The sequence below is a fragment of the Paraburkholderia sp. EB58 genome, from assembly GCF_050436665.1.
Taxonomy (GTDB): domain Bacteria; phylum Pseudomonadota; class Gammaproteobacteria; order Burkholderiales; family Burkholderiaceae; genus Paraburkholderia.
Genome location: NZ_JBNDMQ010000051.1, coordinates 16,777 through 34,116 on the forward strand (window position 1 = coordinate 16,777; position 17,340 = coordinate 34,116).

Genomic DNA, 17,340 nt, shown 5'->3' on the forward strand with positions numbered 1-17,340 from the left:
TAATTATGTCATCCGTTGCTCGATCTCCCCTCAAAATAATTCCGGTGGTCGCTCTGGTCGTCGCGGTCGGTGTTGGCGTATGGGCTTGCTCAGGACTGTCAGGCGGCTCGAATACCGAGTCAACCAACGATGCTTATGTCGGGGCCGATTTCACCCTCGTGGCACCGCGTGTCGCCGGTCAGATATCCGACGTATTCGTCGAGGACAACCAGTCGGTCAAAGCCGGGCAATTACTGGTGCGTATCGATGACCGCGACTTCAAGGCCGCATTGATGAGCGCAGAAGCGGACGTGGCTGCGGCGAAGGCGTCCGTCGCGAACTACGACGCCGAGATTGCACGGCAGCCTTCGCTTGTCGAGCAGGCGCGCGCGACGCTCAAATCCGACGAGGCGTCGATCGAGTTTGCGCGGGCGAATGCCGCGCGGTACCAGAACCTCTCGGAAGCGGGCGCGGGAACGACTCAGGAGCAACAGCACGCTTCGAGCACGCTCGCCGAGCAACTCGCCCAGCAGGCTCACGATGGAGCCGTGCTGAGCTCGACTGAGCAGAACCTGAACGTATTGAACACCCAGCGCGACAAGGCGGCCGGCGCACTCGCACGCGCCGAAGCGGCGCTCGAGCAGGCCGGGCTCAATCTGTCCTATACGGAGATTCGCGCACCGGTCGACGGCAAGGTTGGGCGGCGGTCCGCGCGGGTTGGCGCATTCGTGACGCCTGGCGCGCCGGTTCTCGCGATCGTACCGCTTTCCGAGGCCTATGTCGTCGCCAACTTCCAGGAGAACCAGATCACCCACATGCGGCCTGGCGAAAGCGTGCGGATCAAGGTCGACAGCTTTCCGGGCGTGGTGATTCACGGCCGTGTCGATAGTCTCGCTCCCGCCACCGGCGTGGCCTTTGCGCCTATCGCACCGGACAATGCGACGGGCAACTTCACGAAGATCGTCCAACGCGTACCGGTCAAGATCGCCATTGACCGGGGTCAAGAAGCAGCGTCTGCGTTGAGCGTGGGGCTTTCGGTCGAAACGGAAGTCACCGTCGGTCAGCATAGCGAAGCATTGGCCGAAGGGGGAGAGGGAAAATGAATGCGAACGGCTTTTCCATCCGCGCGTTAGTGGTGGAGATACTGGCGTGCGTTGTGATGGCGGGTTGCACCGTCGGGCCAGATTTTCAACGTCCAACGACGTCCACGCCGCCGCAGGTCTTCGATCGTACCCAGGCTGCTCAGGCATCGAGCAAGGCTGTCGAGACGGGTTTCAATTCAGACTGGTGGACCCTGTTTAACGATCCCACCTTGAACGCGCTCGAACAGCAACTGGCCGATGCGAACCTCGATGTGGCCGCGGCGTCGGCGCGCCTTCGCCAAAGCCGGGCCGAACAGCGCGTGGCGGGCGCGGCGGAATATCCCACGCTAGATGGCGCTGCGTCGTACGACCGCGAGCGCGGAAGTCCTAACGGCATTCTGGGGCTGCTCGGGGTGAGCCCAACCGGAACGCAGTCGCAATCCGCTTCGGGTGCAACGCCGCTTGGCGTGGCGCCGTTGCCGGGCCCGACGGGTTCGCCGGCTTATAACCTCTATCAAGCCGGCTTCGATACTTCCTGGGAACTCGATATCTGGGGCGGAGTTCGGCGCGGGGTCGAAGCCGCGTCTGCCATGTCCGAGGCTTCTTTCGATGATCGAAACGCAGTGTTGCTGTCTGCCCGTGCCGAGCTCGCCCGAGACTATATTGAGTTGCGCGATACCCAGTCGCTGCTGCGGATCGCGAGAGAGAACCTTGAGATTGCCCGCAATACCACGAAGCTCACGCAGATACGGGTGCATGAAGGCGTAACGACGGATCTGGACGTGGCCAACGCCTCCGCACAGGTGGCATCAATCGAAAGCCTGATTCCTCCGCTCGAATCGCGCTGCGAGACCACGATCAACGCGATTGGCGTATTGCTCGCCGAAGAGCCGGGCGCGCTTGCGCAAACGCTCGGCGAGCCGCACGACGTGCCCGAGCTGCCTGCACAGGTGCCCATCGGCTTTCCGTCGGAACTCGTGCAACGCAGACCCGATATCAGGAAGGCGGAAGCGCAGTTGCATGTGGCCACGGCGTCGATCGGCGTGGCGAAGGCCGACTTTTACCCGCGCATATCCCTGAATGGCAGCGCGGGTTTCCAGAGTCTTCAGCTCTCGAACCTCGCCAACTGGGCGTCCGGACAGTTTGTTGTCGGACCCTCCATCACGATGCCGATCTTCGAGGGCGGGCGCCTCAAGGGCACACTGCACCTGCGCGAGGCGCAACAACAGGAAGCCGCGATCAACTATAAGCACACCGTACTTGAGGCCTGGCGTGAGGTAGATGATGCGCTGGTCGTCTACGATGCCGAGCAGCTGCGCCGCGATAAGCTGACGGCGGTGGTTACGCTGAACCAGCGCGCGCTTTCGATCGCGCAGCAGCGCTACAAGGGTGGGGCGGTTGATTATCTCGACGTGCTGAACGTGCAGAAGCAACTACTCGACGCCCAGAGCAACCTCGAACAAAGCCAGGCGACTGCTGCTGCGAATCTCATCACGCTGTGCAAGGCGCTCGGCGGCGGCTGGGAATCGACTTACAGCAATCCATATGCCTCGCGTTGATGGAGGCACGGAGGCAGCCGTAGGTTGGAAAAAATCGCACTTCGCCGTGTACTTAATGAGCAATGCCATGTATTGTTGTTCAACAGGCATCGCCTATGGCGATTAGCGGGAGGTGCGCCGGATCCGAGGCGCGCAAAGCGCTGGCAGTGATCCAATAAGTGGGACGGCGGTTTCGTCTCCTGCACCATGGCGGGTCACCCGTTGTCCTGAATGATCTGTTGAATGGCGGTGTGAGCGGTAGCCGAAAAGGCGAGAGGCACGGTAAATAATTTCTGAATGGAGTTCGCTGTTTAGCTTTGCCGCAAATTTTGCATGGGACCGGAGTGAGAGTTTTGCATGGGACCAGAGTAACGCGTTAAAACGCGAACTCTGGTCGACAGCCGAAGCACTAACTCCGATCGACAGGGGAGTCCATTGTGGATCTCACCGGATATGAGTTGGAGCCGCTGCACGATGACGGCGACTTCTCACTTTTTCGCGCTCGAAGACCCAGCCATCCTGTCTCAGTGCTCGCGCTGGTCGCCACGCGCACGGCCTCGCACAGCATTTCACGCCTCGAGCACGAATACGGCTTGGCCCCGTTGCTCGATTCCAGTTGGGCGGCTCAGCCCCTCGCGCTCTACCGCCGCAGAGAGCCGCCCATGCTCGTTCTCGATGACGATGGCGGCGAGCCTCTGCATCGCTCGCTCGGCCGTCCACTGGAGCTCACGCGTTTTTTGCGCATCGCCGCGAATCTGGCGCGGGCGGTCGGCCACGTTCATCGATGCGGTCTCGTGCACAAAGACATCAAGCCGGCGAACGTGCTCGTCGACGGGAACGGCAACGTGCGGCTCACGGGCTTCGGCATCGCCTCGCAGCTGCCGCACGAACATCAGCCGCCCGCGCCGCCGGAGATCGTTGCCGGGACCTTCGCGTATATGGCGCCCGAGCAGACCGGCCGCATGAACCGCTCGATCGACACGCGCAGCGATCTCTACTCGCTCGGCGTCACGCTGTACGAGATGCTCACCGGGACGCTGCCGTTCACGGCGTCGGATGCGATGGAATGGATTCATTGCCACATCGCGCGCAGGCCGAGACCGCCGGGCGAGCGCGTCGCCGGGATTCCGGCGGCGGTAGAGGGCATCGTTCTGAAGCTGCTCGCCAAGGCCGCTGAGGACCGTTACCAGACCGCGGCGGGTGTCGAGGCGGACCTCCGGTCGTGCCTTGCTACATGGGAGGCGTATCACCGCATCGACCCGTTCCCACTGGGTGCGCACGACGCGTCCGACCGGCTGCTGATCCCCGAAAAACTGTACGGACGCGAGGCACAGATCGAAGCGCTTGTGACGGCGTTCGATCGTATCGTGGCCGGCGCGGGGGCTGAACTCGTGCTGATCGCCGGCTATGCCGGTATCGGCAAATCGTCGGTCGTCAACGAGTTGCACAGGGTGCTGGTGCCGCCACGCGGCCTGTTTGCGTCCGGTAAATTCGACCAGTACAAACGCGACATCCCCTATGTGCCATTTGCGCAAGCCTTCCAGTCGCTCGTGCGCAACCTGTTGAGCAAGAGCGACGCAGAAGTCGAGCCGTGGCGGCACGCGCTTCTGGAGGCGCTCGGGCCCAATGGTCAGCTGATTGTGAATCTGATCCCCGAGCTTGCGCTGATTGTCGGCGAGCAGCCGAGCGCGCCCGCTCTCCCGCCGCAGGATGCGCAGAACCGCTTCCAGATGGTATTTCGACGTTTTCTCGGCGTATTCGCGCGACCTGAGCATCCGCTCGCGCTGTTTATCGACGATCTGCAATGGGTCGATACGGCGACGCTCGACCTGCTCGCCCACCTCGTCACGCATCCGGATGTGAAGCATGTTCTACTGGTTGGCGCCTACCGGGATAACGAGGTGGATGCGTCGCATCCGTTTGCGCGCACGCTCGAGTCGATCAGCCGCGCCGAAGGCAAGGTGCAGCAGATCGAACTCGCGCCGCTGATGCCGGAGAGCGTGACGCAACTCGTAGCGGATTCGCTCCATTGCGACAGCGCGACGGCCCGGCCGCTCGCACGACTGGTGCATGAGAAGACGGGTGGCAATCCGTTCTTCACGATCCAGTTTCTGACGGCGCTCGCCGATGAAGACCTGCTTACCTTCGACCACCGCGCCGCGCTGTGGCGCTGGGAACTGCCGCGTATTCATGCGAAGGGCTTTACCGAGAACGTCGCCGATCTGATGGCGGCGAAGCTGAGCCGCTTGCCTCGCCGGACGCAAGACGCACTGGGGCAGCTAGCGTGTCTCGGCAACGTCGCCGAAGTCACCGCACTGACGTGGGTGCAGGGCGGGTCCGAGGAGACGATGCACGCGAACCTGTGGGAAACCGTGCGGACGGGTCTCGTTCTGCGCGTGGCCAACGCTTATGAATTCGCTCACGATCGCGTGCAGGAGGCCGCTTATGCGCTGATCCCCGCCGACGAGCGCGCCGCCGCCCATCTGCGGATTGGCCGGGCGCTGGTGTCGCGGACCGCGCCTGAAGCGCTTGAAGATGCCATCTTCGACATCGTCAACCATCTCAATCGCGGCGCGTTGCTGATCGTCACCGAGACTGAACGTGAGCAGGTCGTCGCGTTGAACCTCATCGCGGGCAGGCGCGCGATGAATTCGACGGCCTACGCGGCGGCTCGCAGCTATCTGGCGCAGGGTGTCGCGCTGCTGCCGCCCGATGCGTGGACGCAGCGCTATGACAGCACGTTCGACCTCTATCTCGCGTTTTCGGAGTGCGAATATCTGGTTGGCGATTTTGCGAAAGCCGACGCGCTGGCCGACATGATGCTCGCCGAGGCGCGCTCCAGTCTCGATCGTGCGAAGGTTTTCAGCCTGCGCATCGAGTTGTATCAGCTCGCCGGAAGATATGACGAAAGCTTCGAAGTCGCGCTCACTGCGCTGCGCGATTTCGGCATCGTCTTTCCAGAGAACGATCAGGACATCCAGGCGGCCTTCCATGATGGCTTGCGCGACGTTCGCGCCATTCAGGGTGAGCGTCGCATCGGCGAACTGGTCGAGACACCTGTCGCGACGGATCCTGCGATCCTTGCGATCGTCAATCTTCTCCTTCAGGCGATGAACTGCGCCTTTGCCGCACGGCCCGCGTTTTATCCACTCATCACGCTCAAGGCGGCCAACCTCTCTTTGCGGCACGGCAACACCGAAAACTCGAGTTTTGCTTTCGGCAATTACGCGTTGATGCTGGTCTCACTGATCGGCGATATCCCCGCCGCGGTGCAGTTTTCCGAAATGTCGCTCAAGCTGAACGAAAAATTCGGCAATCGGCGCCTGTATGGAAAGCTGCTTCACCTGTACGGCTCCCATGTCAATTTCTGGCGCTGCCACATTGCGACTAATCTACCGGTTCTCGAACGGGCGACCGCTGCGTGTCTGGAAGTAGGCGACTTCGTTTTCGCAGGCAACGTTGCATTCAACGCGGTCTGGCAGACCATCGAGAAAGGGGGCGCCCTCGAGGACGTGCAGTCGGTAGCGGAAAAGTACGCTGCGCTCATGCGCGAGAGCCATAACGACGCCGTTTACGAGTTGATTCGCGTCGAGCGGCAATTCGTCCTCAGTCTGCGGGGCAAGACGAGCGAAACGTTGAGGCTGAACGACGATACGTTCGACGAAACAGCTTGCTTCGAGGCCATCATCAAATCGAATTTCGGCTGTGCTATCGGTGTCTATCGCATCATCAAGGTCATGCTTGCCTTCCTTGACGGCCGGTATGCCGACGCGCTGGAGGCTGCGGATCGGGCGGAAGCCGTCCTTAGTTCTGTCATGGCACTGTCGATCGAGGCGACCTATCACTTCTTTCACGTGCTCACGTTGACGGCGCTGTATCCCGAGGCATCCGAGGAACAGCAGCAAGTCTATGGGCGCATTTTGGCAGCGAAGCTGAAGAAGTTGGAAATGTGGGCCGAGCATTGTCCAGAGAACTATCAGAACCGCTACGCACTGGTGTGTGCGGAGCTCGCGCGTCTGGAGGGGCGCGATCTCGACGCCATTCGCCTCTACGAAGAGGCGGTCCACTCCGCTCATGAAAGCGGCTTTCTACAGCACGAAGGCATCGCCAACGAACTTGCGGGTCGTTTCTATCTTGGCACCGGTCTCAGGACGAGCGCTGATGCGTACTTGCGCAACGCGCGTCATTGCTTCACCGTCTGGGGCGCGGACGGCAAAGTCGCGCAGCTCGACGAGCAGTTCCCCCGCCTCGCCAATCAGGACGCGAGTACGACGACGTCGACACTCAGCTTCGATTGGCGGCAGTTCGACGCCGCGACGTTGCTCAAGGCGTCTCAAGCGCTTTCCAGCGAGATTGAGCTGACCGGGCTGATCGAGCGCCTGATGGCGATTGCGCTGCAGATCGCCGGCGCAGATCGTGGCCTCCTGGTCGTGCCGCAGCAGCCGGAAGGTTACCGGATCGAGGCAGAGGCGCGCGTCAATGGGAACGGCATAGAGTTGAGCCGGCAGCCGCTGGCCCATTCCGCTGTGCCTGCCGGCATTCTGCGTTACGTGATTCACACGCAAAAGAGCGTGATTATCGACGACGCTTTGGTGCCCAATATGTTCTCTCAGGACAGCTACGTGGCAAGCGGCGCGACTCGTTCGCTGTTTTGCCTGCCTCTTGTCAGACAGGGAAAACTCGGCGGGCTGCTGTATCTCGAGAACACGGCCACTTCGCATGTTTTTACCGCGCGCCGCTCGGCGCTGCTCGATCTGCTCGCGTCGCAGGCGGCTATTTCGCTCGAGAACACCCGTCTTTATGCCGATCTTCAGGAGCGCGAGGCAAAGGTTCGGCGCCTCGTAGACTCCAACATCATCGGCATCCACATCTGGGACTTTGAAGGCAACGTCGTCGAAGCCAACGATGCGTTTCTGCGGATCGTGGGTTACAGCCGCGAAGATCTCCTCTCAGGGCGTATCCGCTGGCCCGATCTGACGCCGCCTGAGTGGCGTGAACGCGACGAACTGGCGAAGGCCGAATTGAAGGCTACCGGAAGTGCCAAGCCCTTCGAGAAAGAATATCTCCGCAAGGATGGCCGCCGGGTGCCCGTGCTGATCGGGCCGGCGGCGTTTGGCGACCGCGTGGGTCAGGGCGTCGCTTTCATCATCGACCTGACTGACCAGAAGCGGGCGCAACAGGAAGTGCGCGACAGCGAACGACGCTATCTCGAACTCCAGATGGAACTGGCGCACTCAAACCGCGTGGCGACGATGGGGCAGTTATCGGCCTCGATTGCTCACGAAGTAAAGCAACCCATCACCGCGACGATTGCCTATGCCAGTGCGGCCTTGCGCTGGCTGGCGGCCCATCCGCCCAATCTCGGCGAAGCGCGTCAGGCGCTCAATCGGATTGTCGAAGATAGCGAGCGCGCCAATACCATCGTCGACCGAACCCGCGCGTTCTTCAAAAAGGAGCCGCGGCGTAAAGACGGCCTCGATATCAATGAAACGATTCTTGAACTGATCGCGTTCATGCAAAGCGAAACCAGCAGGCATGGTGTCGAGCTCGTCACGCAACTGGTGGAGGGATTGCCGCAGATCCAGGGGGATCGCGTACAACTGCAGCAAGTGATCCTCAACCTGATGATCAACGCCCTTGAAGCGATGAGCGCAACGAAGGACGGCGAGCGCACGCTTCTGATCCGAACCACGAGGAGCGGCGCCAACGAACTCTGCGTGACCGTGCAGGATTCTGGACCAGGGCTCGACGCCGAACATCTGGAAGGCGTCTTTGAGGCATTTTTCACGACCAAATCCAACGGCCTGGGGATGGGACTGCCGATCTGCCGCTCGATCGTGGAGAGTCACGGCGGGCGGTTATGGGTGACGTCGAACTCCCCGCGGGGCGCCACCTTCCAGTTCACGTTGCCCGCGCAAGGTAACGGCTTGCATCCGGGCAACGATCCTGCGAAACGCGATATACGCTGACGAAGTGTCATGACAGCACGTAACAACAGCACGTCACGACATCGTTTCGAGGTCCTCATCACGGTTCACCGGTTGCGAAATCCTGATTGCCGCATGAGCGACAGGCCGTCCCGGCGCTCTGAAAAACTCGGCGCAGAAATCGACAAACGTCCTGAGCCGCGCCGGGAGCAGTTCGCGGTGCGAATAGAAGAGGCATATTTCAACATTGCCGTCCGCGGTCGTGCATGCCGGCAGGATGTGCACGAGATGTCCCATGTCGATATCTTCGCCAACCATGGTTTCAGGCAAGGTGGCAATGCCGGTCCCGGTTAGTGCCGCCGCCCGCAGCAGCACTTCGTTACCGTCCATCGACGACATGGGAGACACGCTCACTCTGCGGCCACCCTCATGCAGTTCGATGAAATCCGCGCTCTTCTTCCTCGACTCGGGGTCGACCAGCAGAAAGTGATCGGCGAGCTGCGAAGCGGTTTCGGGCATACCGTACTGCTCCAGATAAGCGGGTGAAGCGACGAGAATGCGCGGCGACCTGCATAGCGTCCGGCGAATCACGGCGGATTGCTCCACAAGATGAGGCGGAAGAATCGCTATGTCGAACCGGCCGTCATACAGATTCGTCGCGGAATCCTGCACCGAAACAACGAGACTCACATTGGGGGCGATCGCGCGATAGCGCCGCACCAGGCGGGAGAACGTTTCGCTCATCAACATGGGATGCACGACAAGCCGCAGCCTGCCGCCGTTGACCTCATGCTCCTGCGAAATGCGACGGTTCGCTTCATCGAGTTCTTCAAGCAAGCGGCAGCAACTCAGATAGTAGGGCTGTGCCGCGTCAGTCAAAGAGACGGACCGGGTTGTCCTGAGCAAGACCCTTGTCTGGATGCACCCCTCGAGCTTGGCGATCGCTTTCGATATTGACCCGGTGGTCACATTCAGGGAATCGGCGGCCTTGCTAAAACTTTGATACCGCGCGGCCGCAACGAATGCACGCAACATGTAAAGCTGATCCATCTTGCACCTCGCAGGCAAAGACACGAAGAGAGTGGATTGAAGGGTAAGCGCGAACGCCGCGCGATTCTATCGTCCGATGTGGTGTGATGCGTTGTGCAGTCGCATGTTCGTCTAATACGTTCGGATGCTTTGAACAAGCGGCAGCGTGACGGAGTTTCTTCGACGTGCGCGACTGCGCGGCCGTCAGGCTACTTCTGCAGTATTTTGCCAATCAGCGCGAGCAGTCCCGCATCGTCCACTGGCTTTGAGAAGAAACCGGCGGCTCCGCCGGCTTGAGCCCGCTCCTGAAGTTCCTGCGTCGCGTAGGCGGTAATGAAAATGACAGGAACCGGCCGCTTCCATAGGTTGATCGACTCGAGCAGCCCGAAACCGTCCACGTCCGGCATGTGAATATCCGCGACAACAAGCTTCAGTTGCGACCGGCGCGCGTCACCTAGCAGATGGCTGGCGGACGAGTAGGCAACGACTTTCCAGGTCGCTGAACGAAGCGAACTGGATATCGCCATCCGGACGGATTCGTCATCGTCCACCACCCCAATAACTGCAGCAGAGCGTTGTGATTTCATCGCGAGTCCGCAGAGCATCGAAAGGATTCGGAAAGGTGAATCCTATAGACAAATTACAAGCCCGCAGACAACGCGACAATAAGACCTTCGAATGATTTTAGTGACAGTTCGTATTAGCCGGGGCCGTTCCTGGCGCTTCAGGTGGGGGTTGCGGCGCGGTGAAATGCGGAAACTTCTACCGGGCACCTTGCTGGACAGGCAGTACCTGCTGCAACTTTTTGACGACATCGGCCACTGAGCCCGCATTCAGCTTGTGCATGGCTTGCGCCCGATGGATCTTGACCGTCACCTCGCTCAGACATAGGAGGTCGGCTATCTGCTTGTTCAACAGTCCATCGGCGACCAACCTGATGACTTCCCGCTCGCGCGCAGTTAGCGAGTCGTAAGTTTGACGGATACTCGCAACGATTCTTTGTTGGCGCCTTAATTCGTTATCCCTTTTCAGAGCAGCGGCGATGGTATCGATCAGGTCCTGATCCTTGAACGGCTTTGTCATGAAATCGAAAGCACCGGCCTTCATTGCCTTGACGGACATTTCGATGTCACCGTGCCCGGTCAGAAAGATGATCGGAAATCGAACGCTTTCTTTAAAGGGCTCTTGCTGCAAGGTCAGGCCGCTCGCGCCGCGGAGGCGAACATCAAGAATGAGACAACTCGGCACGTCCGGCATCTCCGCGGCCAGAAATTCGTCGGCCGACTCGAATGCCCGCACGTGAATTCCAACTGACATGAGCAGAGTGGTTAGCGAGCCTCGAATCGACTCATCGTCGTCGACCACATAAACGATCGAGTCTCGCAATGATTCACTTCCCGCCCCAACGCTGTCGTGTTTCATCGCCCGATCTTCGAAAAGTTCGTTACGTTAACCTCACGCGGATACTTTTCGTATAGTAAGCAATGCTCGGACTTATCGCTACATATTGCGCGCAGTCTTTTCTGTTTTCATGAAGCTTCAAGGTCACCTTTACCGGGCAGCGCGACCGGCGCTACAGCGAGACACCGTTTCTCCTGACGAATCGAACTCACACGCGGTTGATTTACAGCAGGCACACACGACTCAGATCCACCGTCCGACGGTATACGTTCTTGTTGAGCCAGGGGACGAAGGTGTATTCGTCATAGGCGTTACTGCCCACAAAAATCCAGTTGTGCAATACGTGGGACATATCCACCTCCTCAAACGGGCGCGTCATGTGCAACCGGATTTCTGCTGAGGACGCTATTGCTGGCGCGACTGCTTTGCTCGCGACGATAGGACGCCGAATGCCAACACGCACGCGGCCTTGGTGAAGCATTCGACCGTCGAGATCATGGCTATCGCGAAGGATTGCTTGAATTCCATCGGTAGTCCGGGTGCGATAGCCAACACGCTCGCACCGCAGATAAAGGCGAACATTTGGCGAGCGAAGCGTACTTTGGCAACGGCCGCGAGGCCTGTGCCGATCAACACGAGCTTCGACAGGACCAAGGCAAACACCCCCGCGTACGCGTCGGATACATCCAGCTCTAACGGCGCTTCAATCAACGACCACCCACAGACCACAACTACGAGTGTTTTGAGCACGCGCTCGGAGAGTGCATTCACTGTGTGGGCGTCGGTCTGAGGGAACTTCGGTTCTGAGGAGAGCGCGACGTCGTGCAGACTGGTCACCGGATCTGCCATTTCTCTTGCATTCACGACTCGCCCTCCTGGTCGGCTGCGCGCGAGACGGCCGCTCGCCATGACACCAGGATAAACGGTCCCGCGGTTGAAAACCATTGTACGAATGGGTGGCACTGCCTCTGAAAAAGCGTGTGGAACTCATACGACCGTATATCGCATCGGGTCGAAGGGCGGTCCCGAGGACGCCGATGAAGCGGACTACCCTCGTTATGCAGCCGGGACCCATCCGGACGCGCAGTATCTGCTATACCTTGGTATGGGTCTTCCAACCGAAGAGCGCTTGCTGGCATCCCATATACGTATGGTCTGCCGAGGCTATTCGAAGTAGGGTTCTTCACGTCTGCTCAAACTCTCTCGGTGAAGGCGGCAACCGTCTCAACCGAGGACATCGATTTCGAGAGTGCCCCCCGGCGATGACCGCTCGGGCATTCGTTTCAACGAACGGAGACTGACAATGAAGATTTTGATGGTTTTGACTTCGCACAACGTGCTTGGAAACACCGGCAAGCCGACCGGCTTCTGGCTCGAAGAGTTCACCGCTCCCTACTATGTCTTCACGGATGCCGGGGCAGAGGTCACCGTGGCCTCGGTCAAGGGCGGCCAGCCACCGATCGATCCGAAAAGCGACGAGCCGGGCAACCAGACCGACTCGATGGAACGCTTTAAAAAGGACCCTGCAGCCCAGAACGTGCTAGCCAATACCATCAAGCTCTCCGAAATAACATCGGCCGGGTTTGATACGGTTTTCTACCCCGGTGGCCACGGCCCGTTGTGGGATCTGGTGGACGACAAGAAATCGATCGCCCTGATCGAAGAGTTCTACAACGCAGGCAAGCCAGTCGCCGCCGTCTGTCACGCCCCCGCTGTCTTTAACAAGGTTACCTTTCAGGGGCAGCCGATCGTCAAGGGAAAGCGCGTCACGGGCTTTGCCAATAGCGAAGAGGAAGCCGTACAACTCACCAAGGTTGTGCCATTCCTCGTAGAGGACGAACTGAAGCGTCTGGGTGGCCTCTATGAAAAAGGCCCCGACTGGGCGGTATATACGGTTGTCGACGGCAAACTGATCACGGGTCAGAATCCCGCGTCGTCGGGCCCGACTGCGAGGGAACTGGTCAAGCTCCTGCAGGGCTAGTGTCATTCCGGCGCGGGCTCGAGGGCCCGCGCCACGCGTCGAACACGCGGCGCTCCGCCATTCATGACTCGGTGTATCAAGTGTTTTTAGCAGTGCTGCATTTCACTTGCTCGGAAAAGTCAGTACTCTGCTTCGAGACCCTAAGGAAATGCCATGGACATGTCACTACCCCTCACCGAGCAAGCGCCGGCCAATAACGTCATTCGTATCGAAGCACATCCGGGATACAAGCGCGTGTTCCGCGAAGACGAACTGACGGTTGGCCTCATTCTGCCGCTCGAGACGCATCCGCAGTCTCCGCAACCTACCATGCGCGATCACGTCGCGATGGCGCGCAAGGCTGAGGAAATTGGGGTTGCTGCCCTGTGGGCGCGGGACATTCCATTTTTCGACCCGGCATATGGCGACGTTGGGCAGATTTTCGATCCGCTCATCTATATTGCGCATCTGGCCGCTGCCACACGTAATATCACACTCGGCACTGCAGGCATTGTGCTGCCGTTGCGCGAGCCGCGGCTGCTGGCCAAGCAGGTCAATTCGCTGGATCAATTGACGGAGGGACGGCTTGTCGTCGGGATGTCGTCCGGTGACCGCCCGTCTGAGTATCCGATCTTCGGCATTGATTTTGACACGCGGGGCGAGCGCTTTAGAGACGCCTTCGGCGTTTACAGGAAGGTCGGCGAACGTTCATTCCCACAATTCAGTTCCGCGCGTTTCGGCGAGAGCGATGGCTCATTGGATCTGCTGCCCAAGCCTCCGTACGGTCGCACGCCAGCCATTGCGGTGGGCCGTTCGCAGCAGAGCCTGGAATGGATCGCCGATAACATGGATGGCTACCTCGGCTTCGTCCCCGATCCAGACAAGCTGAATGAGTTTGGAAAAGATTGGCGGGACCTGACGCCACATGCCGGGAACGGCAGCACTGGCAAGCCGCTTGCCTTTGGCGGATTTCTTTATCTTCACCCCAATCCTCACTGTGCGTTCAGGCGCATCAGAGGCGGATTTGCGATCGGCAGTCGCTCGCTGCGCGATCTTCTCGCGCGAGCGAGGGACGCAGGCGTCAATCACGTTGCGCTGAATCCGAAGGTCACGCCGCGTCCGTACGCCGAAATACTCGATGAATTGGGCAGTATCGTTTTGCCGGAATTCGCCGCGAGGTAACGGTGCCGCAGTATGCCCCCGACCTTGGTTACACGATGTAAAAAGTGAATTGAGGCCAGGCAGCTTGGTGGCATCAAAGTTCGGTCCTATAGTCGTGCCCACAGATGCTACCCACAACAGAGCAATTTAACTGGAAGTAACGATGAAATTCATTCTTGTAGCCGATCCGATGTGCTCCTGGTGCTATGGCTTTAGCCAGGAGATGAAAACCATTGTAGAAGCCATGCCCGACCTTGAGGTACAGGTAGTGATGGGTGGCCTTTCCGCAGGTTCCACCAAGATTCTGGATGATGCGGGCAAGCAGTTCCGCCTGACACATTGGGCTCGCGTCGAACAGATGAGCGGCGCGCAATTCAATCGTGAAGCGTTGCTCGCGCGAAAGAACTTCGTCTATGACAGCGAGCCGGTCTGCCGCGCCGTCGTCACGGCCCGTCTGATCGAGCCTTCGGTCAATCTGTTGAAGGTCCTCGGCGCGTTTCAGCGGGCGTTCTACATAGATGGAGCCGATACCACGGACGGTGCGGCTTTGGCGGAGGTCGGCGCATCGGCGTTGAAGGCCGCGGGGTTCGATGTCGATGCCGAGGCGTTCCTTGCCGTCTGGGCATCGGACAGAGCGATACAGGCGGCTCGTGCGGATTTCGAGCAGACGCGCCGGTTGGGCGTGTCGGGCTTCCCATCGGCGTTTGTCGAGGTGGACGGGAAGATTGGGCAGATCAGCGCGGGCTACGCTTCGGCAGCTAACATTCAACAGGCGCTCAAGCGTCTCGCTGCCTGAGCGTATAGACTGGAACGAGACTACCGGCACCCCGCATGGACACGCTCCGCAACATGAAGATTTTCGTTGAAGTGGCCGAGGCGGGGAGCTTTACGGCGGCTGCCAATCAGCTTGGCAGCACCACTGGCAACGTGTCCCGGGCGATTGCCGAACTCGAATCTCATCTGCGTACCCGCTTGCTCAACCGCACCACGCGGCGCATTGCGCTGACGGAGGCAGGCGAGCGGTATCTGCAACGGTGCCGCGTGATCACCGCGTCGGTTGCGGAGGCAGAAGCTGAGGCGTCTAACGCGCATGCGAAGCCGGTGGGAACGCTGCGAGTGCACGCATTGTCGAGCCTGGGACAAAACTATGTGGTCCCTGCGGCGGCGGCCTATCAGGAGCGTTATCCCGAAGTCAACGTAGATCTCACGCTCTCGCAGAACGTCCCGGATCTGCTGGAAGAGAGCTACGACGTGGCCTTGCGGGTCACCTCGGGGTCGCTGCCCGACTCGGCCTACGTCTCGCGGCGGCTCGGCACGTTCCATAGCATTCTGTGCGCGTCGCCAAAGTATCTCGAGATACACGGTATGCCGCAGGCGATTGACGATTTATCGAATCACACCTGTCTTCAGGTCTCCATGCCGGTTTTTCCAGCGGACCGCTGGATTCTGGAGGATGTAAGGGGAGAGCACGAATTCATGCTGCCTGATGGCCGCTTCAAGGTGAACGTTCCCGATGCCATGGCGGTTGCGGTGCTGGAAGGAATGGGCATTGGTGCGTTACCGACCTTCACGGTGCGGTCCCTGCTGCGCGCGGGCTCGCTGAAACGCGTGCTGCCGGATTATCAGTTGCAAACGCTGAATGTTTTCGCGGTGTATGCGTCGCGTCAGTATCTCGACGCGAAGATCAAAACATGGATCGAATTCCTGCGCGACTGGACGGACGGCGCCCTAGACACCGAGAGTCCGGCGATACAAACTACCTCGAACGGCTGAGACGTGCTGCCCGTGAAACGCCGCCGAGGTAGCGCATCCATCACTACAGTTGGTACTTTTCCCGCACCAGATGACCGATCCCCATGCGGTCGAGAATGGCAAGCGGACACAGAATGGTGACGCGCACCGTGCCGGGCAAGCGGCTGATTTCGATGGAACCGGTGATGGTCGCGCGATTGAGTATTTCTTCGTAGCTTAGCCCGGTAACGGCAGCGGCGCGGCGCAAACCGTTTTCAGTGGCGACGTTGAGATTCACACCGCTACCGATAAAAGTAATCGGACCGCTCTGTTCCACTTCGTGCTGACCCCAGCGCACACCCAGTTCGGCCACTTTCTGCCGCTGTGCCGCGTTCATGGGACGCGCCATGGGTGGCAGATCGTCCACGTTTTGCAGCAGGATGGGACCGTCGATCGTCAGGCCCTTGATCACTTCGACGGTGAGTTCGGTTTCGCCGGACACGTCGGTGGCATGTCCCGCGATCTCGCCGTTGCCCTGTTGCGCGTGCATGTCACCCATATAGACGCCCGCTCCTGGCACCTCGACCGGGCAGATCAGAATGCACCCCTCGCGCACGGAGTTCGTGTCCATATGGTCGTCGGTCTTCGCGGCATGCAACTCTTCAGTGGTCAACGCGTAACGATGCGGCGCGCCGACCAGGTACTGACCGAAGTCCGCACAGTTGTGGGAGTCCGGCAGGTCGCGCGCCGGCGTGGTGCCGATGTTGCCGAGGAAGGGGCGCATATGCGCGGCTGTCGACGAGGTACGGGGCGTGCGGCGGGACGGTTGCGTTGAGCCTATTCGAAAGTATGAGAGGGATGAACGATAAGGTGCATCGCACATCCGATTGAACGACTGGCGACGCCGCCAAACATTGGATACCTTACGGTAAAGCGGACGGCGGCCGTCCCTGGGCGCTCAAGTCATAGCGCATCCGTCCGGCGCGCTTAACGTGTTGTTACCGGCGCGGCGTCCTGCTCACTGAGAGTGGAACGTCACGTTTCGATTCATAAGGAGCGTGGCCATGCTGCTTTGCCAAGTTGATCCCTGGGTTCAGACGATACAACTCTTATCATCGGAACCCCGGTACCCAGATGTCGGCGATGATCCGGCGCCCGTTGCAAAACGCGCGACATCCTATCGGCGCCAGGTGACGCCCAGTACCAGTTGCTCGCCTCACCTGAAGGTGAGTCTGGTTGAGCGGACCACCTCGTCGACGGTGACGATTGCGTGGCGGGATCCGACGAGCTGCTTCTACGGCGCCCAGATCTGGCGAGCCGCGAGCGCCAAGGTATCGGGGATATGCGCGTTGAGCGGGCAACGGATCAGGCGTGGCGACCGCATCTTTCATCCGCACCGTTCGAAACCGACGCCGGTCAATGCCCGCGCGATGATCCTCGAATCGGCCTTGAACGCGATTGAGCCGTTACAGAAAAGCCAGCTGTGTGAGTGACGATTCGTGGCATCTGGATACTCCGCTCTACATTGATCA

At 59.9% G+C, this 17,340-nt stretch carries 14 protein-coding genes; 8 read left to right on the forward strand and 6 right to left on the reverse strand.

The window, feature by feature from the left end:
- Positions 1-5 precede the first annotated feature (5 nt).
- The 3 genes from P3T40_RS40580 (at position 6) to P3T40_RS40590 (ending at position 8,568) form a co-directional block, all read left to right on the forward strand.
- The gene (locus P3T40_RS40580) at positions 6-1,082 is read left to right on the forward strand and encodes an HlyD family secretion protein (protein ID WP_429273319.1); all 1,077 of its coding nucleotides are present in this window, start codon (positions 6-8) and stop codon (positions 1,080-1,082) included.
- Positions 1,079-2,620: an efflux transporter outer membrane subunit gene (locus P3T40_RS40585; RefSeq protein ID WP_429273320.1), complete on the forward strand. Its 1,542-nt coding sequence runs from the start codon at positions 1,079-1,081 to the stop codon at positions 2,618-2,620. Before P3T40_RS40580 ends, P3T40_RS40585 begins: the two co-directional genes overlap by 4 nt.
- Before the next feature lie 416 nt (positions 2,621-3,036).
- Positions 3,037-8,568, forward strand: a complete 5,532-nt coding sequence (locus tag P3T40_RS40590) for a trifunctional serine/threonine-protein kinase/ATP-binding protein/sensor histidine kinase (RefSeq protein WP_429273321.1) — start codon at positions 3,037-3,039, stop codon at positions 8,566-8,568.
- Positions 8,569-8,601: 33 nt separating this feature from the next.
- Here P3T40_RS40590 and P3T40_RS40595 read toward each other — a convergent pair whose 3' ends face one another.
- The 5 genes from P3T40_RS40595 to P3T40_RS40615 form a co-directional block, all read right to left on the reverse strand.
- Positions 8,602-9,576 (reverse strand): LysR family transcriptional regulator, encoded by a 975-nt coding sequence (locus P3T40_RS40595; RefSeq protein WP_429273322.1) that lies wholly within the window; start codon positions 9,574-9,576, stop codon positions 8,602-8,604.
- 188 nt (positions 9,577-9,764) lie between these two features.
- Positions 9,765-10,142 (reverse strand): response regulator, encoded by a 378-nt coding sequence (locus P3T40_RS40600; RefSeq protein WP_429273323.1) that lies wholly within the window; start codon positions 10,140-10,142, stop codon positions 9,765-9,767.
- A gap of 175 nt (positions 10,143-10,317) precedes the next feature.
- Positions 10,318-10,977 carry a response regulator transcription factor gene (locus tag P3T40_RS40605; RefSeq protein WP_429273324.1) on the reverse strand — a complete coding sequence of 220 codons (660 nt, stop codon included), beginning with the start codon at positions 10,975-10,977 and terminating at the stop codon, positions 10,318-10,320.
- Positions 10,978-11,179: 202 nt separating this feature from the next.
- Positions 11,180-11,308, reverse strand: coding sequence for a hypothetical protein (locus P3T40_RS40610; RefSeq protein ID WP_429273325.1), 129 nt, complete (start codon positions 11,306-11,308; stop codon positions 11,180-11,182).
- Between the two features lie 53 nt (positions 11,309-11,361).
- Entirely contained in the window at positions 11,362-11,805 is a 444-nt protein-coding gene (locus tag P3T40_RS40615; protein WP_429273326.1) for a hypothetical protein, read from the reverse strand.
- A 454-nt stretch (positions 11,806-12,259) separates the two neighbouring features.
- On the opposite strand from P3T40_RS40615, the gene P3T40_RS40620 reads away from it, so the two are divergent.
- The 4 genes from P3T40_RS40620 (at position 12,260) to P3T40_RS40635 (ending at position 15,850) form a co-directional block, all read left to right on the forward strand.
- Positions 12,260-12,937, forward strand: coding sequence for a type 1 glutamine amidotransferase domain-containing protein (locus P3T40_RS40620; protein WP_429273327.1), 678 nt, complete (start codon positions 12,260-12,262; stop codon positions 12,935-12,937).
- A gap of 153 nt (positions 12,938-13,090) precedes the next feature.
- Complete coding sequence (locus P3T40_RS40625) at positions 13,091-14,098, forward strand: TIGR03571 family LLM class oxidoreductase (RefSeq protein WP_429273328.1); 1,008 nt, start codon at positions 13,091-13,093, stop codon at positions 14,096-14,098.
- Positions 14,099-14,240: 142 nt separating this feature from the next.
- Entirely contained in the window at positions 14,241-14,873 is a 633-nt protein-coding gene (locus tag P3T40_RS40630; protein WP_429273329.1) for a DsbA family protein, read from the forward strand.
- A gap of 35 nt (positions 14,874-14,908) precedes the next feature.
- On the forward strand, positions 14,909-15,850 hold the full coding sequence (locus tag P3T40_RS40635) for a LysR family transcriptional regulator (RefSeq protein WP_429273330.1): 942 nt from the start codon (positions 14,909-14,911) through the stop codon (positions 15,848-15,850).
- 43 nt (positions 15,851-15,893) lie between these two features.
- Here the strand turns inward: P3T40_RS40635 and P3T40_RS40640 are convergent, their stop codons facing one another.
- Complete coding sequence (locus tag P3T40_RS40640) at positions 15,894-16,592, reverse strand: acetamidase/formamidase family protein (RefSeq protein ID WP_429273331.1); 699 nt, start codon at positions 16,590-16,592, stop codon at positions 15,894-15,896.
- 406 nt (positions 16,593-16,998) lie between these two features.
- Here P3T40_RS40640 and P3T40_RS40645 point away from each other — a divergent pair, with 406 nt between their 5' ends.
- The gene (locus tag P3T40_RS40645) at positions 16,999-17,301 is read left to right on the forward strand and encodes a DUF3331 domain-containing protein (RefSeq protein WP_429273332.1); all 303 of its coding nucleotides are present in this window, start codon (positions 16,999-17,001) and stop codon (positions 17,299-17,301) included.
- Positions 17,302-17,340: the final 39 nt, after the last annotated feature.